Source organism: Niastella sp., from assembly GCF_045805085.1.
Classification (GTDB): Bacteria; Bacteroidota; Bacteroidia; order Chitinophagales; family Chitinophagaceae; genus Niastella.
Map to the genome: position 1 here is coordinate 58,438 of NZ_JBJMLX010000218.1, position 20,904 is coordinate 79,341.

Genomic DNA, 20,904 nt, shown 5'->3' on the forward strand with positions numbered 1-20,904 from the left:
CATAGAATTTATGGCCTGGGTTTGGTGTTTAATTTCAACAGCGTATCCCTGAATTTAAATCTTCTAAACGCTGCCCGCCTTTTGGCCAGGTTTTCTGGCGAAACAGATCCTGCAGGTTGTAATGCCCCGGGCGGTGGCGTTATATGTGCCGCCGCGGGTGGTGGTGGAGTTATTTTTTTTGCACTATCGGCAGCTTTTACTTTTGCGCTATCAGCTGTTTTTGCTTTTACACTATCAGTAAATGCCTTTGATTTTGCCGCCGTATCCAACGGTACTGGCTTATTCAGATTTTCGCGGAGCTTGGCAGCCTGGCTTGATAACGAGTCGAATATTTCCCGCGCAATATCGGGGCGGCTCATATAAAATTTATAACTCTTTATAAATTCGTCTTTGGAGATCTTATTTAATTCAAAAACCTGCGCGTACAATTTAAAAGTTTCCGTTTTCTGGTCTTTGGAAGAATCGTACACAATAAAGCCATCCCTGAACCGCTCGGCCTCTATCATATCCATTAACACCTTCTGCATCTTTTCCTTTCCCAATACACCTTTGGGTATCTTGTCTTTATCAGTACAACTTACCATACACCACACTATAGCGCTCAAACATACCAGTAATAGCCGGTTCATTTTAATTCCTGTTTATACAAATTGGAGTTGGAGATATCTATCTTTTGTAAAATTTCCCTTGCTTTTTGTTTGTCTTCAGGCGTGCCCTTTTTAAATATCCTTATCAATTCCTGCGACTTGCCCTGAAAGAAGAACTGTACGATCATTGTATTGGGAATATCGTTGTTCATGGTATTTACCAGGCTCAGGGAATTTAATATGGCGCTGCGACCTTCTGTTTCATTTTCATACATATAATCCATTCCCAGGCGGTAATAGCTGTAAAAGGCATCGTGCATCAGGTTGTACCGGTTATTGGTAAGGTTCTCTGTTAACCAGTACCGGTTACGCAATCCATCAAATGCCTTCCAGCCCGAAATATCACGGCCCTCCGGTGCATTGTTCACAATATTCATGGCTTTCTGGAAATAGGGATCACCACCCCGTAATGCGAAAGAATCAAAATCGAGTCCTAAGATCACATAGGCATAATAAGCCAGTATAGCGCTGAGGTTCCCAACAATGGGGTCTGAACCGGAAACCCGGTTTTCATTGAACTCAATTGACTGGTACTCTACATATTTAAAGATCACATTCTCATCCATGAAATTGATGAGGGGGCACTCGTAGTTGGTATTGTATATAGGTCGGGCAGCCTGCACCGTAAGGGCGGCTTTATACAAATTACCACCTTGTGCCTCAGTAATACGCAGTAGAAAATTACATACGATCTTTTCATTGGGCTGCCAGGTTTCTTTCGTCCATTTGCGGTTGTTCAAAAAATTATTGAGCGCCGCCTGGCAGGTCTGGAAGGCTTTTTTATCTGCTGGTGTACTCAACGCGCGGGTATCGATGGTAATACGGGCCTTCAACTCCTGGGCTGATAACCATACCGGCGCCATTACCATCATAAAAAATATCCATACGATCTTTCTACACATATAGCATGTTTACGATTCTATCAACGATATCTTTAGCTACTTGTTGTTTGGGTTTGCGGTCGTACGCGATCTCATTACCGCCTTTTTCAAAAATAGTAACCTTGTTGGTATCATAGCCAAAACCGGTGCCCTCATCGTTCAGGGAATTCAGCACTATAAGATCGGCGTTTTTGGAAGTCAGTTTATCCAAAGCATACTGGCGTTCATTGGCTGTTTCCAGGGCAAAACCCGCCAGCAATTGTCCATTGCGTTTCAGCTGCCCCAGACTTTTTAAAATATCCTTTGTTTTGGTGAGTTCAATAACCAGGGTACTGCTTGTTTTTTTGATCTTCTCCGGCGCTATTTCTATAGGGGTATAGTCTGCCACGGCAGCACTCATCACTGCTATATCGGCAGTGGGAAATTCGGCCATGCAGGTATCATACATTTCACCGGCGGTTTGCACTTTATGAACATATATACCGGGGAAAGTGGTTTTAACGGAAGAAGGGCCCAATACCAGGTGTACTTCGGCGCCCCGGCCGGCCAGCTCTTCTGCAATGGCCACGCCCATTTTGCCGGAGGAATGATTGCCTATAAACCGAACGGGATCAATAGGTTCATAGGTAGGTCCTGCTGTTACCAGCGCCTTTTTTCCAGCTAAGTCTTTTTTACTAAATATGTTGTTTTCGAGATATTTCAGAATGGCTTCCGGTTCGGCCATCCGGCCATCGCCATGCAGGCCACTGGCCAGTTCTCCTTTTTCAACGGGAATAATGCGATTGCCATATAACTGCAGCTTTTGCAGATTAGCCTGGGTAGCCGGGTGGTGCCACATATCTTCATCCATAGCAGGAGCCACCACTACGGGGCAGGTAGCTGATAACCAGGTAGCCAGTAACATATTATCACACATGCCATTGGCCATTTTTGCCAGGGTATTTACACTCAATGGGGCTACCACCATCACATCGGCCCAGCGGCCCAGCATTACATGGTTGCTCCAGGAGTCGTTATTGGCCAGTTCACTAATGACCGCATTTTTTGATAATGTTGCCAGGGTAAGCGGCGTTACAAATTCTTTTGCTGCAGGCGTTAATACCACTTTTACCTCGGCTCCGGCCTTTACCAGCAGGCGAACCAGTAAAATTGATTTATATGCAGCAATACTTCCCGTAACAGCCAGTAATATCTTTTTGTCCTGGAACATAATTGGTTAAAATTAGGTCATTTGGGTTAAACAAAGTGGTCACCCGGGTAACCGGTTTATCAACAATAACATACCCACAACAGTCAGCCAACCACTATAAAACTAAAAAAGCATCCCGATACATCGGGACGCTTTCCATACATTTTTTACCGTTATATATTAACTAAACAGGTCGTCTTCATTCTTACGATAATAGATCTTATCATCGAAAAACTCCTGGGTAGCCAGTAACGCCGGGTTAGGCATGCGCTCATACGCTCTGGAGATCTCGATCTGCTCTTTGTTCTCATGGATCTCTTCCAGGCTATCGGTATGGCTGGCGAACTCTTCCAGTTTGTTATGTAATTCCTCTTTCAAAGAGATATTGATCTGGTTAGCCCTTTTGGCAATAATGGCAATTGACTCGTACATATTGCCGGTTTTAGCTTTAATGGCATTCAAATCCTTTGTTTCGGCGGTATTAGCGGTGTTGGCGCTAATTTGTCTTCGTAATTTGCTCATTATTGGTGGCTTTAATGTTGTTTTTTGATAATGTCTCGTAATTCTCTACTTCCTTTTTCAATGTGCTTTCGGGGAAACGGTCCATAAAATCATGGCATTCCGAAACCACCTGTTCAAAACGGGCAAGTTTCTTTTCTTCTATACTATTCATTGCAAATAAATAGTATGACTTGATAATCTGTAATTTATATGTATCGCCTTTTTGCGAATCAGGAAAATCGTTCATTAAGCTGCTGTAAGCGATCGCTGCTGCCCGGTAATGGCCCATATTATAATATAACAGGGCGCCTCCCACTTCCTTTTCCTCCAGCTTTACCCGGCATTTATCCATGATATCAGATGCCTCTTTATTCTTGGGCGAATTCGGATGCGTATTAATAAACGTCTGCATCAAGCCAATTGTTTTCTGGGTATTGGTTTGATCGAGCTCGGCTTTGGGCGACTGCCGGAAATAAGTATAAGCCCGCATATATTCCATTTCCTCTGCCTTTGCACTGGTGGGGAACACCTCTACAAACTGTTTGAACAGGTTTTCAGCCTGAAGCCAGTCGTGCAAATAATAAGAGCAGTAGGCATATTTATAAAATAAGTCTTCAAACTGCGGCTGTCCTTTCATTATGGGAAAGAGTTCTTCATACAATTGGGAGGCATAGTTATACTTTTTGGCTACATAGTATTTTTCTGCCATGCGCAATTTGTAATCATAGTCGGTACTCTTCTGCACCCGGGAGAACTTGGAGCAGGACACAACGCTTAGGGCTATTATTGCAATTATTAAGGCTGAACGCATAAAGGTGGGCAAAGTTAAGCTTTTCCTGCAAATATGTATGGAAAGGAGTTGTAACCCAAAAACAACCCGTTAAGATAAATATAAAAAAACCCCGACGGAATCGTCGGGGTTATACTATTAGTTAAAAGCAATTTAAGCTAAAGTACTTTTTATTATCTGCCGCGACGCAAGTTCGGGTGCGGAGCAGGCACTGTGGTAGGACCTTCCTGACCAGTTCCGTCTTGCAGGTCTACAGTGTTGCAATCGCCACCGGCTTCACCATATTTGAAGATGAAACGGTCTTGGCTAATGCCTTCTTTATCAACCATGTAGCTGATAACGGCATTCACGCGATCCCAGCTTAACTGTTGTTCAGATTTGCTTGAAGAGCAATATCCGATCACTGCTATCTTACAATCAGGATTATTCTTGATTTGTGAAGCAGCTGAAGCCAGTAAAGCTTTAGCGTCGTTGCTTAATGTGATTGATTTTGCTTTGAAGGTAACGCTTGGTAAGTTACCGATCTTGCATTTGTGCAGGCCACCTTCTTCAATCAATTTTTGAAGAGAATCGCAGCATGCAGGAGGAGGACATTTACCTACACCATCAGCGTCAACAGGTTGACATTGTGTTGGTGTAACCAGTTCCTTGTCTTTGTAATCAGGAACACCATCACCATCAGTATCGCGGCTAACACCATGAGTGTCAACAGGAGCACCGGCAGGCGTGTTTGGTTCCTGGTCGAATTGGTCAGTAACGCCATCGCCATCAGCATCATCCAATACTGGTTTGGGGAGCTTCATATGGCGGGGTTTGTTAACCTCGTTGTAAGCGTAATCCAAAGGATTCAGCCACCATAAAGGTTCAACAGCTTTGTTACCGATTGCCATGTTAATACCTAAAGACAGGAAGTTATAAGTATCGTAGTCTCTTGTTTGAGCTGTAGCATTACCTGGGCCATTTTCCTGCCATTGGTTACCGTCTAACAGGTCAGTTTTAGGAACAGTCAGCTTGTCTTCCAAAGCAAGGCTGAATTTCTTGTTCAGTTTGAATTGAGCACCTGCACCAACTACAAAGATGGGGCGGAAAGGCTTTTTGAACAATTTAGGTTGACCTGGATCTATTTGACCTGTCGTTTCATATTTACCATCCAGAAGGCTCTTCAGATCTTTTTTGATCTTCTTTCTGTCTTTATATTGGAACCCATTACCCTGGTAAGTATTTATAATATTTGTGAAATCATACGCATTGCCGTTGCCATCCTTGGCATCGATCTTCGTATCATAGATCATACCACCAATACCGCCAAATGCGTATAGGTTGAAGTTGCTTTTTGATTTATGAAAACGGATGTTTGTCAATGTTATTACGCCCTGTAAGCTCAGGTCGTAAATATTTGTTTTGTAGTTGTAGAACACTGGGGCTCCTGTATAACCAGCTGAAGTCCATGCTGAGTTTCTTGAATAATCTGTAGAAGGCTGGAAGTTCAGACCTTTAGTAGTATAAACACCCACTTGTCCCCGTAAAGAGAACACATAACCCAGCGCTTTACGAACATGTAATGCCCCCCCGATACCAGGGAAACGATTACGAACATCACCCGAAATGCCAACTGCACCTGCCTGTAAGCCAATTTCCCATTGGTTACGGGGTTTGGCCGGGTAGGGGTAATTGTTTGCCATAAACTCGGTGTGCTGAGGGAGCCTCTTAGAAGGTATAACAGAAGAGTCCTGTACATCGTACGTACCACCCAACTGTGCGTGGGAGGCAGCAGATGCCAACAGGAACGTTAAGCTTAGAATACTAACGTACTTTTTGCTTGCCATAACTAAATTTTATGTGAAGGATTAAGTAACCAGAACTCAGAATCTGTGCAAAAATATCAATTGACAGCTAACTACCAAATTTTTTTCCCCAACACAATGTGCATTATCTTGCTGTTTTTCACACAGTAAGACCATAACAGAGCAAATTAAATGCCTCTTACGTTATACATTAATAAATAGTAATTTGCTCCTCTTATATTCCGCATGAAATTATCACTAGCAATATTACGAGAAGAATTACCCGAATTTGATAAACAATTCCATGAAGCTGTAAAGAGCCAGGTGCCGCTTCTGAACAGGATTATGAGGTTTATTGTAAACCGGAAAGGTAAGCAATTACGCCCCATGTTTGTACTGCTTTCTGCCAAGTTATGCGGGCCCGTTAACGATACTACTTACCGTGCCGCTTCGCTAGTAGAATTACTACATTCGGCTACCCTGGTACATGATGATGTGGTGGATGAATCCCTGGAACGTAGGGGATTTTTCTCTACATATGCTTTGTGGAAAAGCAAGGTATCGGTTTTGGTTGGCGACTATCTGCTGGCCAAAGGTATGCTGCTTTCCCTCGACCACGACGATTACCGTATTTTGAAATTATTATCAAACGCCATACGTGCCATGAGTGAGGGCGAATTGCTGCAAATGGAGAAATCGCGCACCCTCAACTTTGAAGAAGATACCTATTTCGAGATCATAAAAGGAAAAACCGCTTCCCTGCTGGCCTCCGCCTGCGCTTCCGGCGCCTGGAGCACCACCCAGGACGAAGTTATCACTGAAAAAATGCGACTGTTTGGTGAAAAGGTAGGCATGGCTTTCCAGATAAAAGACGATCTGTTCGATTACGGCAACGAAGCTGTGGGAAAACCTACCGGTAACGATATCCGCGAAAAGAAACTCACCCTGCCGCTGATCTATACTTTACAAAATACCGACGCCGCTACCCGCCGGAAACTAATATATATTATCAAAAATCAAAATAAAGACCCCCAGAAGGTACAGGAGGTCATTAACATAGTGAAACAAACCGGCGGCATTAGTTATACTGAGAAAAAAATGGTTAGCTTCAGGGATGAAGCGCTGGCCGTTTTACATGAATTTGATAACGTAGAAATACGTAACGGCCTCGAAGAACTGGTACGGTATACTACAGACAGAAAATATTAAGGCACAAGATAACAAGGCTCAAGGCACAAGCCCTTGCGACTTGAAACCTGGGATTTTTTTTATGCTACAAAAGAGATGGAACATACTAACGGCAGATGATGATAAAGTGCAGCAATTGTATGCCAGCCTTAAAATACACCCTGTTCTTTGTAAAATACTCGCCCAGCGATACATGCATGATTTCGATAAAGCAAAGCAGTTTTTTCGCCCCCAGCTTTCCGACCTGCACGATCCTTACCTGATGAAGGATATGGATAAAGCAGTTTCCCGCATAAGTACGGCCTTTGACCAGCAGGAAAAAATACTTGTTTTCGGCGACTATGATGTGGATGGCACAACCGCCGTTTCCTGCATGTTTCGCTTTCTGCAAAAAGTGTATAAAAGCGACAAAATCGACTTCTATATCCCCCACCGCTATCGTGAAGGATATGGCGTATCAAAGAAAGGAATCGACTTTGCCATCGAAAACGGATTTACGCTTATCATTTCGCTCGACTGTGGAATAAAATCAGTGGAGCTTATTCAATATGCCCGCGAAAACGGCATCGATTTCATTGTGTGCGATCACCACATGCCCGATGACATCCTGCCCCCGGCTGTAGCCATTTTAAACCCCAAGCAAAAAGATTGCAAATACCCGTATAAAGAATTATGCGGCTGCGGGGTGGGCTTTAAATTGATCTCGGCCCTGGCCAGGCACCTGCAGCTCGATGAGTCGGCGCCAGTGGAATACCTCGACCTGGTAGCTACCGCCATTGCTGCTGATATTGTGCCCATGACAGGTGAGAACCGGGTGCTCGCATTTTATGGTTTAAAAAAGGCCAATGAAGATCCTAATTATGGCATCCTGGCTTTAAAGGAACTAAGCGGTGTGCAAAAGGAATTATTTATAAACAGCCTGGTGTTTATGATCGCGCCGCGGGTAAATGCAGCCGGTCGTATGGACGATGCCCGCAAAGCCGTGCAAATGTTTATTGCCAGCACGCCGCTTGAAGCCAAGCACTATGCCGAACAGTTACATTTAGACAATACCGAACGCAAGGAAGCTGATAAAAATATTACCGAAGAAGCCCTGGCCATTATTGAAAATGACGGCGTATGGCAAACCCGCAAATCAACCGTTGTTTTTCAATCACACTGGCACAAAGGCGTGGTAGGCATTGTAGCCTCCCGGCTTATTGATTATTACTATCGTCCTACTATTGTGCTTACACAAAGCGGCGAATATGTGGCGGGTTCGGCCAGAAGCGTGGCCGGCTTTAATGTATATGAAGCCATTCACCAATGTAAAGACCTGTTGTTAGGATATGGCGGCCACTTTTATGCAGCAGGAATGACGCTGGCCCTGGATAAAGTGGAAGCTTTTCGCGACCGGTTTGAAGAGGTTGTTGCAGCCACCATTACACCCGATCTGCTGGTTCCTGAAATCATCATCGATGCAGAGGTGGCCTTCAAAGACCTTAAGCAGCCCTTTTACAATATCATTCATCAAATGGAGCCTTTCGGCCCCGAGAATATGCGGCCTTTGTTTGTGGTGCGTAATGTTACCGACTCGGGTTATTCACGCATTGTAAAAGAACAACATATCAAATTCTCCCTGCGGCAGGATAACATCCTGTTTAATGGGATTGGCTTTGGCATGGCTAAAAAATTCCATTTGCTTGAATCGAAAAAACCGGTGGATGTTGTATTTACCCTTGATGAGAATGAATGGAACAATGAAAAACACTTACAGTTGCGGGTTATAGATTTCAGGCTGGCAGAAGAAAACATTACACAAAATGCAGTATCTTGATCACGATAATTACAAACCCTGCCAGGGTTATGCTTTATGAACATTCGTATGTATTTCCCCTCTTTAGCTGAACTTTAGCAGGTCAATAGCAACTAACCGCATTAACAATCCGTCCCCTGAAAAGGTTTGGCATTTAAAATTTTATGGTACAATAATACTTTCGACGATAAGAGTTTGCCATTATTATAATATTTTTACTATCCACCCGCAGCGTAGGGTTGGTTTTTAACCGCTACCAATGTTGTGATTGTATGAAAAATAACCAGGCACTGATACCTATTTATGACATGGCTGCTTGTATACCAGGCACCAATTTCATTATTAAAAAAACCGAAGGTAATTCTGTACCATCCTATATGGCCATTCCGCATCGCCATGCTGATTACAAGATCAGCTTTTTGCTGGAAGGCGAAGTAACGCATTATACCGACTTTGAAAAATATACTATAAAGGCGCCGGCATTGTTAATGCTGGCTCCGGACCAGGTGCATCAGCAAACAGGTAACTCCTACTACAAGATGATGCATATTTCCTTCAACAAAGAATTTCTGCTTACTGAAACACAGGGTGTTCTTGCCTGTTGGGAATGCATGTTTAGCCAGGTGGTATTACCTGTAATGAATGCTGAACAAATGCAGGAGATATCTGTATACGTTAACCTCATGTACCAGGAGTTTAAAGATGATAAGCCGCAAAAAGGCCTTATACTCAAGAATCTCCTCAATGCCTTTATTATATGTGCAGGCCGACTGGTTAATTGTAAAAATGAAACAATTGCAGCCGCCCCTGCCCCTGTAGTTACCATGGACTACTCACAAAACCGCATCGTACGTCAATTCAAATCACTCATCGATGAAAACTTTGTAAACTCTACCCAGGTAACACAATACGCCGATATGTTATATGTTACGCCTGGCCATTTGAACGACCTCATAAAAACTGTCACCGGTAAAACAGCTAAACAAATTATTGACGAAAGAAGGATACTGGAAGCTAAAAGGCTATTATTCTGGGGTGAACATTCGGTAAAAGAAATTGCCGGACGTTTGAATTTTGAAGATGATGCCTATTTCAACCGCTTTTTCAAAAAACATACTGGAAATACGCCTGCCCTGTTCCAAAGACAAATCCGGGAAAAGTACAATTAATCCCCCAATAAGGTAAATTAAGAAAGTCACAATCATCATTACTTTTACGGGATGATTTTAATGGGCAGGTTATATGATAAAAGTTTAGCATTACCCAACAGTATGGCACCAGCTACCTGTTAATAATATACAGCAATCTACAACACTTAATAACTATCTCCGGAAACCTGGAATCGTTTCCCGTACCTGACGCCAACTGATCCCGGTATACTGCTACCATCTGTGAACCTGCGCAGAGAGCTACTGCGCTTTGTAGCCTCATGCAATAACGACTTGCTTGCTTTAAAGATTTTTTTTAGTATGTCTATTAAACCATGTATGATGAAACCTTTGGATATCAAACAGTACAACAGCTGGGTAAAGTTACTAACAGCAATCAGTGTTGCAACAGTTTTATATAGTTGCGCTAATAGCTCTGCTACACCTGGAATGCCACAGCAACCACCACCAGCATTACCAGTGGTGCAAGTAACTACCACAACAGCAACCACTTTCCGTGAATATCCTGCTTCACTGGAAGGTAAAGTAAACGTAGAGATCAGACCTCAGGTAGAAGGCTATCTCAACCAGATTTTTGTAGATGAAGGCGCTTATGTAAGAGTAGGCCAGCCCCTCTTTAAAATCGATGCACGCACTTATAATGAGTCGTTGAACAACACAAAATCGAGCTTACTGGCTGCACAGGCCAACGTATCAAAAGCCCAGGTGGAAATTGACCGCCTGACTCCGTTGGTGGAGCACAATGTGATCTCCGATGTTCAACTCAAAACCGCCAAAGCCGCTTACGACGCTGCTGTAGCAAACGTTAAACAGGCAGAAGCCGCCGTGGCCAGTGCCCAGATCAACGTCGGTTACACGTTAGTGAAAGCAACCGCCAATGGCTACATCGGTCGTATTCCCAAGAAAAAGGGAAGCCTTGTTAGTAAAGACGATATACTCACCGTTCTTTCAGACATCAGTGAAATGTATGCTTACTTTTCCATGAGCGAGCCTGATTTTCTTTCTTTTAAAAACCAGTTTGCCGGTAACAGCATTGAAGAAAAAGTAAAGCATGTTCCATCGGTTGAGCTGGCCCTGGCCGACAACAGTGTATTTGGCTCAAAAGGAAAGATCAGCACCGTTGAAGGACAATTCGACAAAACAACCGGCGCCATCAGCTTCCGCGCTACCTTCCCTAACCCAGGCGGTAATCTCCGCACGGGTAATACCGGAAAGGTTCGCATTCCGCAACAGTTTGCAGATGCGATGATCGTGCCGATCGAATCTACCTTCGAAGTGCAGGACAAAGTATTTGTTTTCGCTGTAGGTGACAGTAACAAAGTGGTTAGCAAACCCATCACCGTGGCAGGTAAAACAACCAACTATTACTTTGTAAAAGATGGCCTGAAAGCCGGTGATAAGATCGTGTTTGCTGGAGTTGGTAACCTGCAGGATGGTGTTGCGATAGTACCGCAGCCAATTTCGGCCGACAGCTTGCTGAAAGCGAAACCTCTATAATTCACGAAGCAGGAAGTAAGACGTAGAAAAGTCAGAGTTGGCATACTTTGACTACAGGGAGTTCTTGTGCCTGATGATCCCAATCTTACCTCCTGCTTTCTGCCTTTACCGCAGAAATCAGACTTCATTTTCAAAAAAATTCCCATGTTAAAAAGATTTATTGAAAGACCGGTCCTATCAACGGTTGTATCAATCATACTGCTTTTGTTAGGCGGGCTGTCGTTATTCACGCTGCCTGTAACACTGTTCCCTGATATTGCGCCGCCAAGCGTACAGGTAACAGCGCTGTACCCAGGCGCCAACGCCGAAGTAGTAGCACGCTCCGTTGCCACTCCGCTGGAAGAAGCCATCAATGGGGTGGAGAACATGACTTACATGACCTCCAACTCCAGTAACGATGGTAGTATGACGCTGACTGTATACTTTAAACAGGGCACCAACCCCGATATCGCTTCTGTAAACGTACAGAACCGCGTATCGAAAGCCGTTAGCCAGGTGCCTGCAGAAGTAGTACAGGCAGGTATTTCAACCCAGAAAGTACAGAACAGTATCATCATGTTCGTGGCGCTCAGCAGCGACAACAAAGAAAAATACGATGAGCTGTTTATTGAAAACTATATCAAGATCAACCTTATTCCCGAGATACAACGTGTACCGGGTGTAGGTCAGGCCCTTGTATTTGGTACCAAGGATTACTCCATGCGTATCTGGCTGCAGCCCGATCGCCTGGCAGCTAATAACCTGTCGCCCCAGGATGTATTGAACGCCATCAAAGATCAAAACCTCGAAGCCGCTCCCGGCCGTTTGGGTCAAAGCAGCGCCGAAGTGTTTGAGTATGTATTGAAATATAAAGGAAAGTCGAACCAGGGTGAAGATTATGAGAACATGATCATCAAGTCAAATCCCGATGGCTCTATGCTGCGCCTGAAAGATGTGGCCCGCGTTCAATTTGGTTCTTATACCTATTCAACCAACGCCCGCATGGATGGCCATCCGGTATCTGGTTTCGCCGTTTACCAAACCGCAGGTTCCAACGCCAACGACATCCTGACCGAAGTAGAAAGACTACTGAAGAATTTTGAAAAAACATTACCAAAGGGGCTTAAGACCACAGTAATGTACAACTCCAAGGAGTTCCTCGATGCCTCTATTGACCAGGTACGGGAAACCCTTATCATTGCCTTCATCCTGGTGTTCATTGTAGTGTTCATCTTCCTGCAGGACTTCCGCTCAACCCTGATACCTGCTATTGCCGTTCCGGTGGCTATTATCGGTACGTTCTTCTTTATGCAGTTATTTGGTTTTACCATCAACCTGCTTACCCTGTTCGCCCTTGTACTGGCCATTGGGGTAGTAGTGGATGACGCCATTGTGGTGGTGGAAGCGGTACACTCGAAAATGGAGCGCACCAATCTGCCGGCAAGAGCAGCAACCATTCAGTCAATGAGTGAGATCTCCGGCGCAATCATCTCCATTACACTAGTAATGGCGGCGGTGTTCATCCCGGTAGGTTTTATGCAAGGCCCTGCAGGTGTATTCTACCGGCAGTTTGCCTTTACACTGGCCATCGCCATCCTTATTTCGGCGGTGAACGCCCTTACCCTCAGTCCTGCTTTGTGCGCCCTGTTCCTGAAGAATGAAAATGCAGGAGAAGGCGGCGAACACCATGGTCGTAAAAAAGGCTTTATGGGTCGCTTTTATGCTGCCTTCAATGCCGGTTTCAATGGAATGACTGATAGATACATCCGCAGCCTGAAGTTCCTGGTACGCCGCAAATGGGTCGCCATCGCTGCGTTGGTGCTCATTACTGCAGGTGCATTTTATTTAACGAAGAAAACGCCTACCGGCTTTATTCCCACAGAAGACCAGGGCTTCGTACTGTTTGCGGTGAATACACCTCCCGGTAGCTCACTGGACCGTACGCACCAGGCTACCCTGCAAATTGACAGCATCATTAAACAGAACCCTGCTTACAATCACCTGTATGTGATCGATGGGTTGAACTTCCTCAGCAATGCAAACGCGTCGCCTTATGCGGCAGGTTTCATGCGGTTGAAAGATTACGATTCCAGAGGTCCAGTTAAAAACCCTGACCAGATCGCAGGCGGCCTTATAGGCCAGGTAAGCCAGGTAAAAGGCGCCAGCGCCTTCTTCTTCAACTTCCCTACCGTACAGGGTTTTGGTAACGCGAGTGGTTTTGAGTTCATGTTGCAGGACCGCACCAACGGCCCGCTCAGTAAACTGGGTGGTACTGCCTGGCAGTTCATTGGCGCGTTGATGCAACGGAAAGAGATCGGATTTGCGTTTACCACTTTTGCAGCTGGTAACCCGCAATTCACTATAGAAGTAGATAATCAGAAAGCCAAACAGCTGGGTGTATCTATCAGCGAGCTGATGCAAACCATGCAGATCTATTACGGAAGTAGCTTTGTTACCGACTTTAACCGGTTTGGTAAATACTACCGCGTAATGGCGCAGGCCGATGCCCCCTTCCGCGCTGATATCAATTCAATAGATGGAATTTTTGTAAAGAACAACCAGGGCGAAATGGTACCGGCCAAAACGCTGGTAACGTTAAAAAGAGTGTACGGTCCTGAAACCGTTACCCGTAACAACCTGTTCAACGCTGTTACCATCAACGGTTCACCCAAACCCGGTTTCAGTACCGGTGATGCCATCAAGGCCATTGAAGAAACGGCCAAAACGGCATTACCAAGAGGATACCAGGTTGAATGGACCGGTGTAACCCGCGAGGAAATTAAAACAGGTAACCAGCAGATCTTTATCTTCCTGCTGAGCATCCTGTTCGTTTACTTCCTGTTGGCAGCACAATACGAAAGTTACATTCTGCCCCTGTCGGTTATCTTAACCATACCTACGGGCGTATTAGGGGTATTTGCCTTTATTGGTTTCGCAGGTATCGAAAACAACATCTATGTGCAGATCGGTTTGATCATGCTGGTAGGTTTGTTGGCGAAGAACGCGATCCTGATTACGGAGTTTGCCGTACAACGCAGAAGAAACGGAATGGGACTGATAGATGCGGCCCTCGAAGCCTCCAGGCTAAGGTTACGCCCCATCCTCATGACCTCTTTTGCCTTCATCGTTGGTCTGTTGCCACTGGTATGGACGCATGGCGCCTCTGCCCTCGGTAACCACTCAATTGGGATGAGCGCCATTGGCGGTATGCTTTCCGGGGTAATCCTGGGTGTGTTCATCATCCCGGTTCTGTTTGTGATCTTCCAGGCATTGCAGGAGAGAGTAACAGGCCGCCCTGGTTTGAGAGAGTTGAAAACCGGCGAATAATAAATCATTCATGAATTACCATTCGCTTACGGCGGATGGTAATTCTTAAAAGTTCGAAATTTTAAATAAGGATATACATGCGTAAAAGTAATATCACTATTTATTCCACCCTGGCTTTGGTGGCGTTACTGGCAGCGTGCCGAATGGGTAAAGATTACCAACGATCAGATCTTTCTTTACCAACTCAGTTCGCCAGTACTACCGCAACTACTGATTCCAGCGTGGCAGATATGGAATGGAAAAAATTCTTTTCCGATCCTACCCTGCAGTCATTGATAAGTCATGCATTGGACAACAGCTTTGATATTCAACTGGCCATGAAACGGGTTGATGAAGCCCGTTCTTATGCCAAACAAGCTAAAGTGAACTGGGGACCTACCATTTCAGCCAATATAACAGCCTCCAGCTCCTTCCCATCAAAGAACAGTTTGAATGGTTTAAGTCTGAAAAACTTCCTGGGTAAAGAACACCTGGAAGACTATAACCTGAACGCAGGTTTAAGTTGGGAAATAGATGTTTGGGGTAAGCTCCGCCGTCAGCGCGAAGCCGCCAACGCTCAATATTTACAATCCTACGAAGCCAGCCGGGCGGTGCAAACTGCCCTGGTAGCCAATATTGCCAGCAGCTATTTTAACCTGCTGACGCTGGATGCCCAGTTGGCTGTGGCTCGTCGTAATGTAAGCCTGGGCGATACCATTGTGCAATTCATCCAGTTGCAAAAACAGGCAGGTCAGGCCACTGAGTTAGCGGTGCAACAAGCCACTGCTCAACAACAAACGGCTAAGATCCTGATCCCGCAGTTGGAGCAACAGATCGCCATCCAGGAAAATACCATCCACATCCTGAGCGGTGACCAGCCTGGTACTATTGCCCGGACAATGAAATTGCAGGAATTCAAGGCATGGGAACAATTATCAACCGGCATACCTGCCGCTATGGTAAGCCGCCGGCCCGATGTACGCAGCTACGAAATGGCGTTGGTATCAGCCAATGCACGCGTTGGCGTAGCCGAAGCCAGTCTGTACCCTACTTTAAGCATCACTGCCAGTGGCGGTTTGAATGCCTATGAGTTCACCAAATGGTTCAACATCCCAAAATCATTGTTTGCAACAGGTTTAGCCGGCGTTACCCAACCGATCTTTCAACGCCGGGCGTTGAAAACGCAATTTGAAGTGGCCAAACTGCAACGCGATGAGGCAGCCATCACCTTCCGCCAATCGGCTTACAATGCCATGGGCGAGGTGGCCAATGCACTGGTGCAGATTGATAAACTGAAAACTCAATATCAGCTCAGCACCGACCAGGTGACTTTGTTAAACAGCGCCATCAACAATGCGGAACTGTTATACAAAAGCGGCATGGCCGATTACCTGGAAGTGATTACCGCCCAAAGCAACCTGCTGCAGGCTGAGTTATCTAATGCAACTCTTCAACGCGACCAACTGAGCGCCATGGTAGAACTGTACCGGGCGCTGGGCGGTGGCTGGAAGTAAGCTGCTAATAAGCAAATGTGAAAAATGGGAAAATTAGCAAATGAAAAGACAGGTTAAGTAAGTATATAAGAATGGAATTACTACGACAGGACAAAGAATCAAGCAGATAAAAATAAAAAGAGCCATCAGCTTAAACACTGATGGCTCTTTTTTTATTTTTACAATTGTTCCTACTTTACTACTTCAGCATCTTTAGCTCCCATCAGATCAACACTACGATTAATAAAGTTGGTAAGGTTACTTCCTTTCAGCAAACCTTGTGATAATAAAGCCAGATCGGCCAGGTTATGTACTACCTTCTCCTGTTTTGCTTTATCATCCTGCTTCAACAACTGCTGATAAATGGGGTGGTTGCCGTTTACGGTCAGTGTAACCTCATCGGGCATATTGGCGTAGAAGCTTCCCATGGGACCGCTCATAGAAGCCATGTCTTTCATGCGGCGCATGAACTCGGGGCGGGTAGCCACAACCGGCGGCGCCTCTGTGCTCAGGCCTTTTACTTCAACCGTCATGCTAAGGCCTGTCATTTTTATATCGAACAAACCTTTTAACGTAGCTTCATCATCCTTGCTTAAAACACTGTCCAGGTTCTCCTGTTTGTCAATAAGGTTATCGGCGATGTCGGCATCAACCCGGTTAAACGTAACGTCGTTCCACTTCGATTCCATTTGGTTAACAAACGAAGGATCGATGAGGGTATCCATTTTCACCACTATATAGCCTTTGGCTTCTGCCCCTCTTATGTAGGCATCCTGTTGCACCGTATCGGTAGTGTACAAAATAACCAGTTTTCCATCCTTGTTCTTTTGCAGGGTTTCGGTCGCTAAGCGCAATTCTTCCAGGGTATAGAATTTCTTCTCCCCTTCAACATTACCGGCAATTTCAAACAAATGGAATTTGTTACCTCTTTCCATGAACTTGTCATCGGTCATCATTCCATACTTCACAAACAGACCCAGGCTGTCCCACTTGCCTTCAAACTCTTTTCTTTCTTTATTAAATAACTCTTCCAGTTTATCGGCCACCTTCTTGGTGATGTGGTTGTTGATCTTCTTCACATTGGGATCGCCCTGCAGGTAGCTGCGGCTTACGTTCAATGGAATATCCGGACTGTCAATTACCCCATGTAACAACATCAGGAACTCCGGTACAATATCCTTCACCTCATCGGTAACAAATACCTGGTTGCTGTAAAGCTGGATCTTGTCTTTTTGAATTTCGTAGCTCTGTTTTATTTTGGGGAAGTACAGGATACCGGTGAGGTTAAATGGATAATCCACATTCAGGTGGATCCAGAACAACGGAGGTTCGTTATACTGGTACAATTCTTTATAAAAATTCTGGTAATCCTCAGCGGTCAGTTCAGCAGGTTTTTTCTTCCAGGCAGGCTGGGTATTGTTGATGGGGCCCGCATCTGCTTCTTCATTCTTATGACGGAAATAAATGGGTATAGGCAAAAAGCGACAGAAACGGAGCAGGATGCCACGAATGCGCTCGGGATCCAGGAACTCAGCGCTTTCTTCATTGATGTATAATACAATGTCAGTACCACGATCCGTTTTGCTGGTTTCTTCCAGCATGTATTCGGGACTGCCATCGCACTCCCAGCGAACAGCCGGCGCCTCTTCTTTAAAACTTTTGGTGAACACTTCCACTTTATCGCTCACCATAAAGGCTGAATAAAAACCCAGACCAAACTTACCAATGATGGCGTTCTCGTTCTGTCCTTTGTATTTTTTTACAAACTCCTCCGCACCGCTGAAAGCCACCTGGTTCAGATACTTTTCCACTTCAGCCGCCGACATCCCGATGCCCCGGTCGGAAATGGTGATGGTTTTTGCTTCTTCATCGAGCTTTACTTCAATCATCAGCTCGCCCACTTCCCCTTTAGCCTCTCCTATGGAAGAAAGGGTTTTCAATTTCTGGGAAGCATCTACGGCATTACTGATGAGCTCACGCAAAAAAATGTCGTGATCGCTATACAGGAATTTTTTAATTATTGGGAAAATATTCTCCGTCTGTACCTGTATGGTCCCTTTTTGCATATGTTTCGTTTTTGGCAGTTTAATAGTATGGCTTGAACCTCACCAAAGAGAGTGCCATTGGCCCCCGGGGCGCCAAAATCGGCAAAATTGTCAGCCCCAAAGGATCAAAAAGGAAGTTTCGGGGATTAGTTATGCTTCATCAGACAGGCAACTAGCCGCACCAGCCCAAAAACCAACCAGGTCCTAAACCAGCCTTTGATAGGTGACCGGCGGGCAGCTTCCACCACGCCCGGAAAATAATGGCCGCTTGTATTGGTAACAATTTGAATGAGCTGTTCTGTGCCGTTGTTATTACACAGGTCAATAATAGGATTGCCAGATTTAAATAAGGATTTTTTAAGTACATTCATGAAACCCGGCTCCTGCGCCAATGTTAGTTTCTAACATTTACGATGTTGGTTTCTTACAATTCAAAATTTTTTAAGAATGAAATCCTGTATTTAGAGCAAACTGTAACATTTGCATAATACAGGCCTTCTATCTTTGGCGCCGACCACACACCCGCAAAATCCTTAACTGTAGCACATTCTACTTGTGCCAGTATCATTGACTAACCGATAAACATTTTTTCCTACAAAACCTTTCTACACGCAATGAGAAAATTGTACCTACTACTTATGGGTATGCTCCTGGTAGCATGTCCAGAATTATTTGCACAGCGTCTTATTAATTCCACGGGAACAGCAGTAACTGAAAATTTCGATGGCATGGGCACAAGCGCCACGGCCACCTTGCCCACCGGCTTCAAGGTTGGATCGGGAGTAGGGGCAACGGATTGGTCAACCGGCCTCACCGCTACCACCGCGGCAGGCGGAACTACCGGCACCGGCGTTCTTGTTACCGGCTCTGCAGGAGGCGCATATAATTTTGCCAATGGAGTTACAGCTACTGCTACCGACCGCGCCCTTGGTTTTATCACCAGCGGCAGTGGCACCACCGGCTATCAATCTCCACGGTCCATTATACTGGCCATTACTAACAATACAGGAAGTACGATCGGCGGCCTGACAATTAATTTCGACTATGAAAAATACCGTACCTCCCAAAATCGGGAGTTCGACTGGACCTTCTTCCATGGCAGCAACTCTTCACCTGCCATTTCAGCGGCTGCTGGCGACCAGGCCTATCCTGCAGATAATACCACTACCAACGCCGTAGTCAATCCGCCCACTACCATCACCAAAACGGTAACCCTCACCGGGCTTTCCATTGCCCCTGGCGCAAATTATTATTTAAGATGGACGCTTACCGGCGTCGGCGGTTCCGCGAATGGCCAGGGTATTGGCATTGATAATTTCAGTATTACGGCTACAGCTGCTGTATCTACCGTTGTAACCTTGAGTGGGCTTGCTATCAGTACCGGTACGCTCACACCTGCTTTCTCAACTTCCACTACCAGCTATACGGCCACGGTGGCCAATGCCACCAGCAGCATCACCGTTACACCAACCGCCACCGATGCAACGGCCACCATTTCTGTTAATGGTATTTCGGTAACCAGCGGCGCCACTTCCGCGTCCATCTCCCTGAACGTAGGTTTAAATACTATAACAACTGTGGTAACTGCCCAGGATGGGACTACTACTCAAACATATACAATAGATATTACCAGGGCAGCTTCCGGCACGCCAACGGTTACCTTGGGTTCGCCTTTGAATGGTTATGGGAATATCTGCGTCAATACCACCGCCGGCCCCAACTCCTTTACTTTGGATGGCGCCGATCTCGATGGCACTGATATTACCATCGCTGCGCTTCCCGGATTTACCTACAGCGAAGCAGCCGGCGGACCTTACACTTCCACCCTTAGCTTTTCTTATACGGGCAACAGCTTTAGCAGTAAAGCCATCTATGTGAACTTTAACCCTACGTTGGTTCAATCGTATGATGGCAATATTGCTGTAAGTAGCGGTGGCATCGCGCCGGTGAATATCCCGGTTACCGGCTCCGGTATTAATACCACCGCTACTGTAACCACTGGCGCAAACTCAGCAATTACGCCTACTACCGCTACCATTGCCGGCAGTATTACGAGTACAGGATGCTCCCCTATTACCGGCTATGGCTTGGAATACAGTATTTCACCCAGTTTTCCAGTTGGTACAGGAACACAAATACCCGCTTCCAACCTGAGCGGAGGTAACTACAGTGTAGCGCTTTCAGGTCTTACGCCCAATCAACGGGTTTATTACCATGCTTATGTAACCACTGCAGCAGGCACCACTTATGGTACCGAGCAGGCGTTTAACAATACACCGCTGCCTGTTCCTATGGCGTCGCAACCCGGCATGAGCTATACCCAGGATTTTTCTGATATAGCCAGCTGGACCAACTTCTTCGTCAATGGTAATGGCGCGAACCATTTTAACGGGCCGTCTTTAACGGGAACAGGCGCTACGCCCAACCCCAACCTCTTAACTACCTCTACCGGAATTTTCTCAACAGGATTTAATGGTGGTGTACAAAAGGGTACTGACCAGTCACCAGCTACCCAATCGATCGTTCTGCTGTCAACAGGTTCTGCCGATAATACCTCATCCGCAGCAATAGATTTTTATATGGACTTCACCGGGGTAAATGCCGGCACGCTGAGCTTTGACTGGGCTTCTGTCAATAATC

15 protein-coding genes are annotated in these 20,904 nt (G+C 45.5%); 7 read left to right on the plus strand and 8 right to left on the minus strand.

Annotated elements, in window-relative coordinates; all coding sequences use genetic code 11:
• Positions 1 to 8: 8 nt before the first annotated feature.
• From ACJ751_RS11305 to ACJ751_RS11330, 6 genes are all read right to left on the minus strand, one after another.
• On the minus strand, positions 9 to 629 hold the full coding sequence (locus ACJ751_RS11305; RefSeq protein ID WP_407745602.1) for a DUF4296 domain-containing protein: 621 nt from the start codon (positions 627 to 629) through the stop codon (positions 9 to 11).
• The gene (locus ACJ751_RS11310) at positions 626 to 1,549 is read right to left on the minus strand and encodes a DUF4835 family protein (protein ID WP_407745603.1); all 924 of its coding nucleotides are present in this window, start codon (positions 1,547 to 1,549) and stop codon (positions 626 to 628) included. The genes ACJ751_RS11305 and ACJ751_RS11310 overlap by 4 nt, the downstream gene beginning before the upstream one ends.
• Positions 1,542 to 2,738, minus strand: a complete 1,197-nt coding sequence (coaBC, locus tag ACJ751_RS11315) for a bifunctional phosphopantothenoylcysteine decarboxylase/phosphopantothenate--cysteine ligase CoaBC (protein WP_407745604.1) — start codon at positions 2,736 to 2,738, stop codon at positions 1,542 to 1,544. The genes ACJ751_RS11310 and coaBC overlap by 8 nt, the downstream gene beginning before the upstream one ends.
• A gap of 159 nt (positions 2,739 to 2,897) precedes the next feature.
• Entirely contained in the window at positions 2,898 to 3,239 is a 342-nt protein-coding gene (locus ACJ751_RS11320) for a DNA-directed RNA polymerase subunit omega (protein ID WP_407745605.1), read from the minus strand.
• Positions 3,214 to 4,029 carry an outer membrane protein assembly factor BamD gene (locus tag ACJ751_RS11325; RefSeq protein ID WP_407745606.1) on the minus strand — a complete coding sequence of 272 codons (816 nt, stop codon included), beginning with the start codon at positions 4,027 to 4,029 and terminating at the stop codon, positions 3,214 to 3,216. The genes ACJ751_RS11320 and ACJ751_RS11325 overlap by 26 nt, the downstream gene beginning before the upstream one ends.
• A gap of 152 nt (positions 4,030 to 4,181) precedes the next feature.
• The gene (locus ACJ751_RS11330) at positions 4,182 to 5,834 is read right to left on the minus strand and encodes an OmpA family protein (RefSeq protein ID WP_407745607.1); all 1,653 of its coding nucleotides are present in this window, start codon (positions 5,832 to 5,834) and stop codon (positions 4,182 to 4,184) included.
• Positions 5,835 to 6,038: 204 nt separating this feature from the next.
• Here ACJ751_RS11330 and ACJ751_RS11335 point away from each other — a divergent pair, with 204 nt between their 5' ends.
• From ACJ751_RS11335 to ACJ751_RS11360, 6 genes are all read left to right on the plus strand, one after another.
• Positions 6,039 to 7,001 (plus strand): polyprenyl synthetase family protein, encoded by a 963-nt coding sequence (locus ACJ751_RS11335; RefSeq protein WP_407745608.1) that lies wholly within the window; start codon positions 6,039 to 6,041, stop codon positions 6,999 to 7,001.
• 61 nt (positions 7,002 to 7,062) lie between these two features.
• Positions 7,063 to 8,796, plus strand: a complete 1,734-nt coding sequence (gene recJ / locus ACJ751_RS11340) for a single-stranded-DNA-specific exonuclease RecJ (protein WP_407745609.1) — start codon at positions 7,063 to 7,065, stop codon at positions 8,794 to 8,796.
• A gap of 251 nt (positions 8,797 to 9,047) precedes the next feature.
• A complete protein-coding gene (locus tag ACJ751_RS11345) occupies positions 9,048 to 9,944 on the plus strand; it encodes a helix-turn-helix domain-containing protein (RefSeq protein WP_407745610.1) in 897 nt (298 codons plus the stop codon).
• Between the two features lie 321 nt (positions 9,945 to 10,265).
• Entirely contained in the window at positions 10,266 to 11,441 is a 1,176-nt protein-coding gene (locus ACJ751_RS11350; protein WP_407745611.1) for an efflux RND transporter periplasmic adaptor subunit, read from the plus strand.
• 144 nt (positions 11,442 to 11,585) lie between these two features.
• Positions 11,586 to 14,747: an efflux RND transporter permease subunit gene (locus ACJ751_RS11355; RefSeq protein ID WP_407745612.1), complete on the plus strand. Its 3,162-nt coding sequence runs from the start codon at positions 11,586 to 11,588 to the stop codon at positions 14,745 to 14,747.
• 77 nt (positions 14,748 to 14,824) lie between these two features.
• Positions 14,825 to 16,240: an efflux transporter outer membrane subunit gene (locus ACJ751_RS11360; protein WP_407745613.1), complete on the plus strand. Its 1,416-nt coding sequence runs from the start codon at positions 14,825 to 14,827 to the stop codon at positions 16,238 to 16,240.
• A gap of 170 nt (positions 16,241 to 16,410) precedes the next feature.
• Here ACJ751_RS11360 and htpG read toward each other — a convergent pair whose 3' ends face one another.
• On the minus strand, positions 16,411 to 18,285 hold the full coding sequence (htpG, locus tag ACJ751_RS11365; RefSeq protein ID WP_407745614.1) for a molecular chaperone HtpG: 1,875 nt from the start codon (positions 18,283 to 18,285) through the stop codon (positions 16,411 to 16,413).
• A gap of 125 nt (positions 18,286 to 18,410) precedes the next feature.
• On the minus strand, positions 18,411 to 18,635 hold the full coding sequence (locus tag ACJ751_RS11370) for a hypothetical protein (protein ID WP_407745615.1): 225 nt from the start codon (positions 18,633 to 18,635) through the stop codon (positions 18,411 to 18,413).
• 243 nt (positions 18,636 to 18,878) lie between these two features.
• Between ACJ751_RS11370 and ACJ751_RS11375 the strand changes: the two genes are divergently transcribed.
• Positions 18,879 to 20,904: cadherin-like beta sandwich domain-containing protein (locus ACJ751_RS11375; RefSeq protein ID WP_407745616.1), on the plus strand; the 2,026-nt coding region annotated here is incomplete at its 3' end.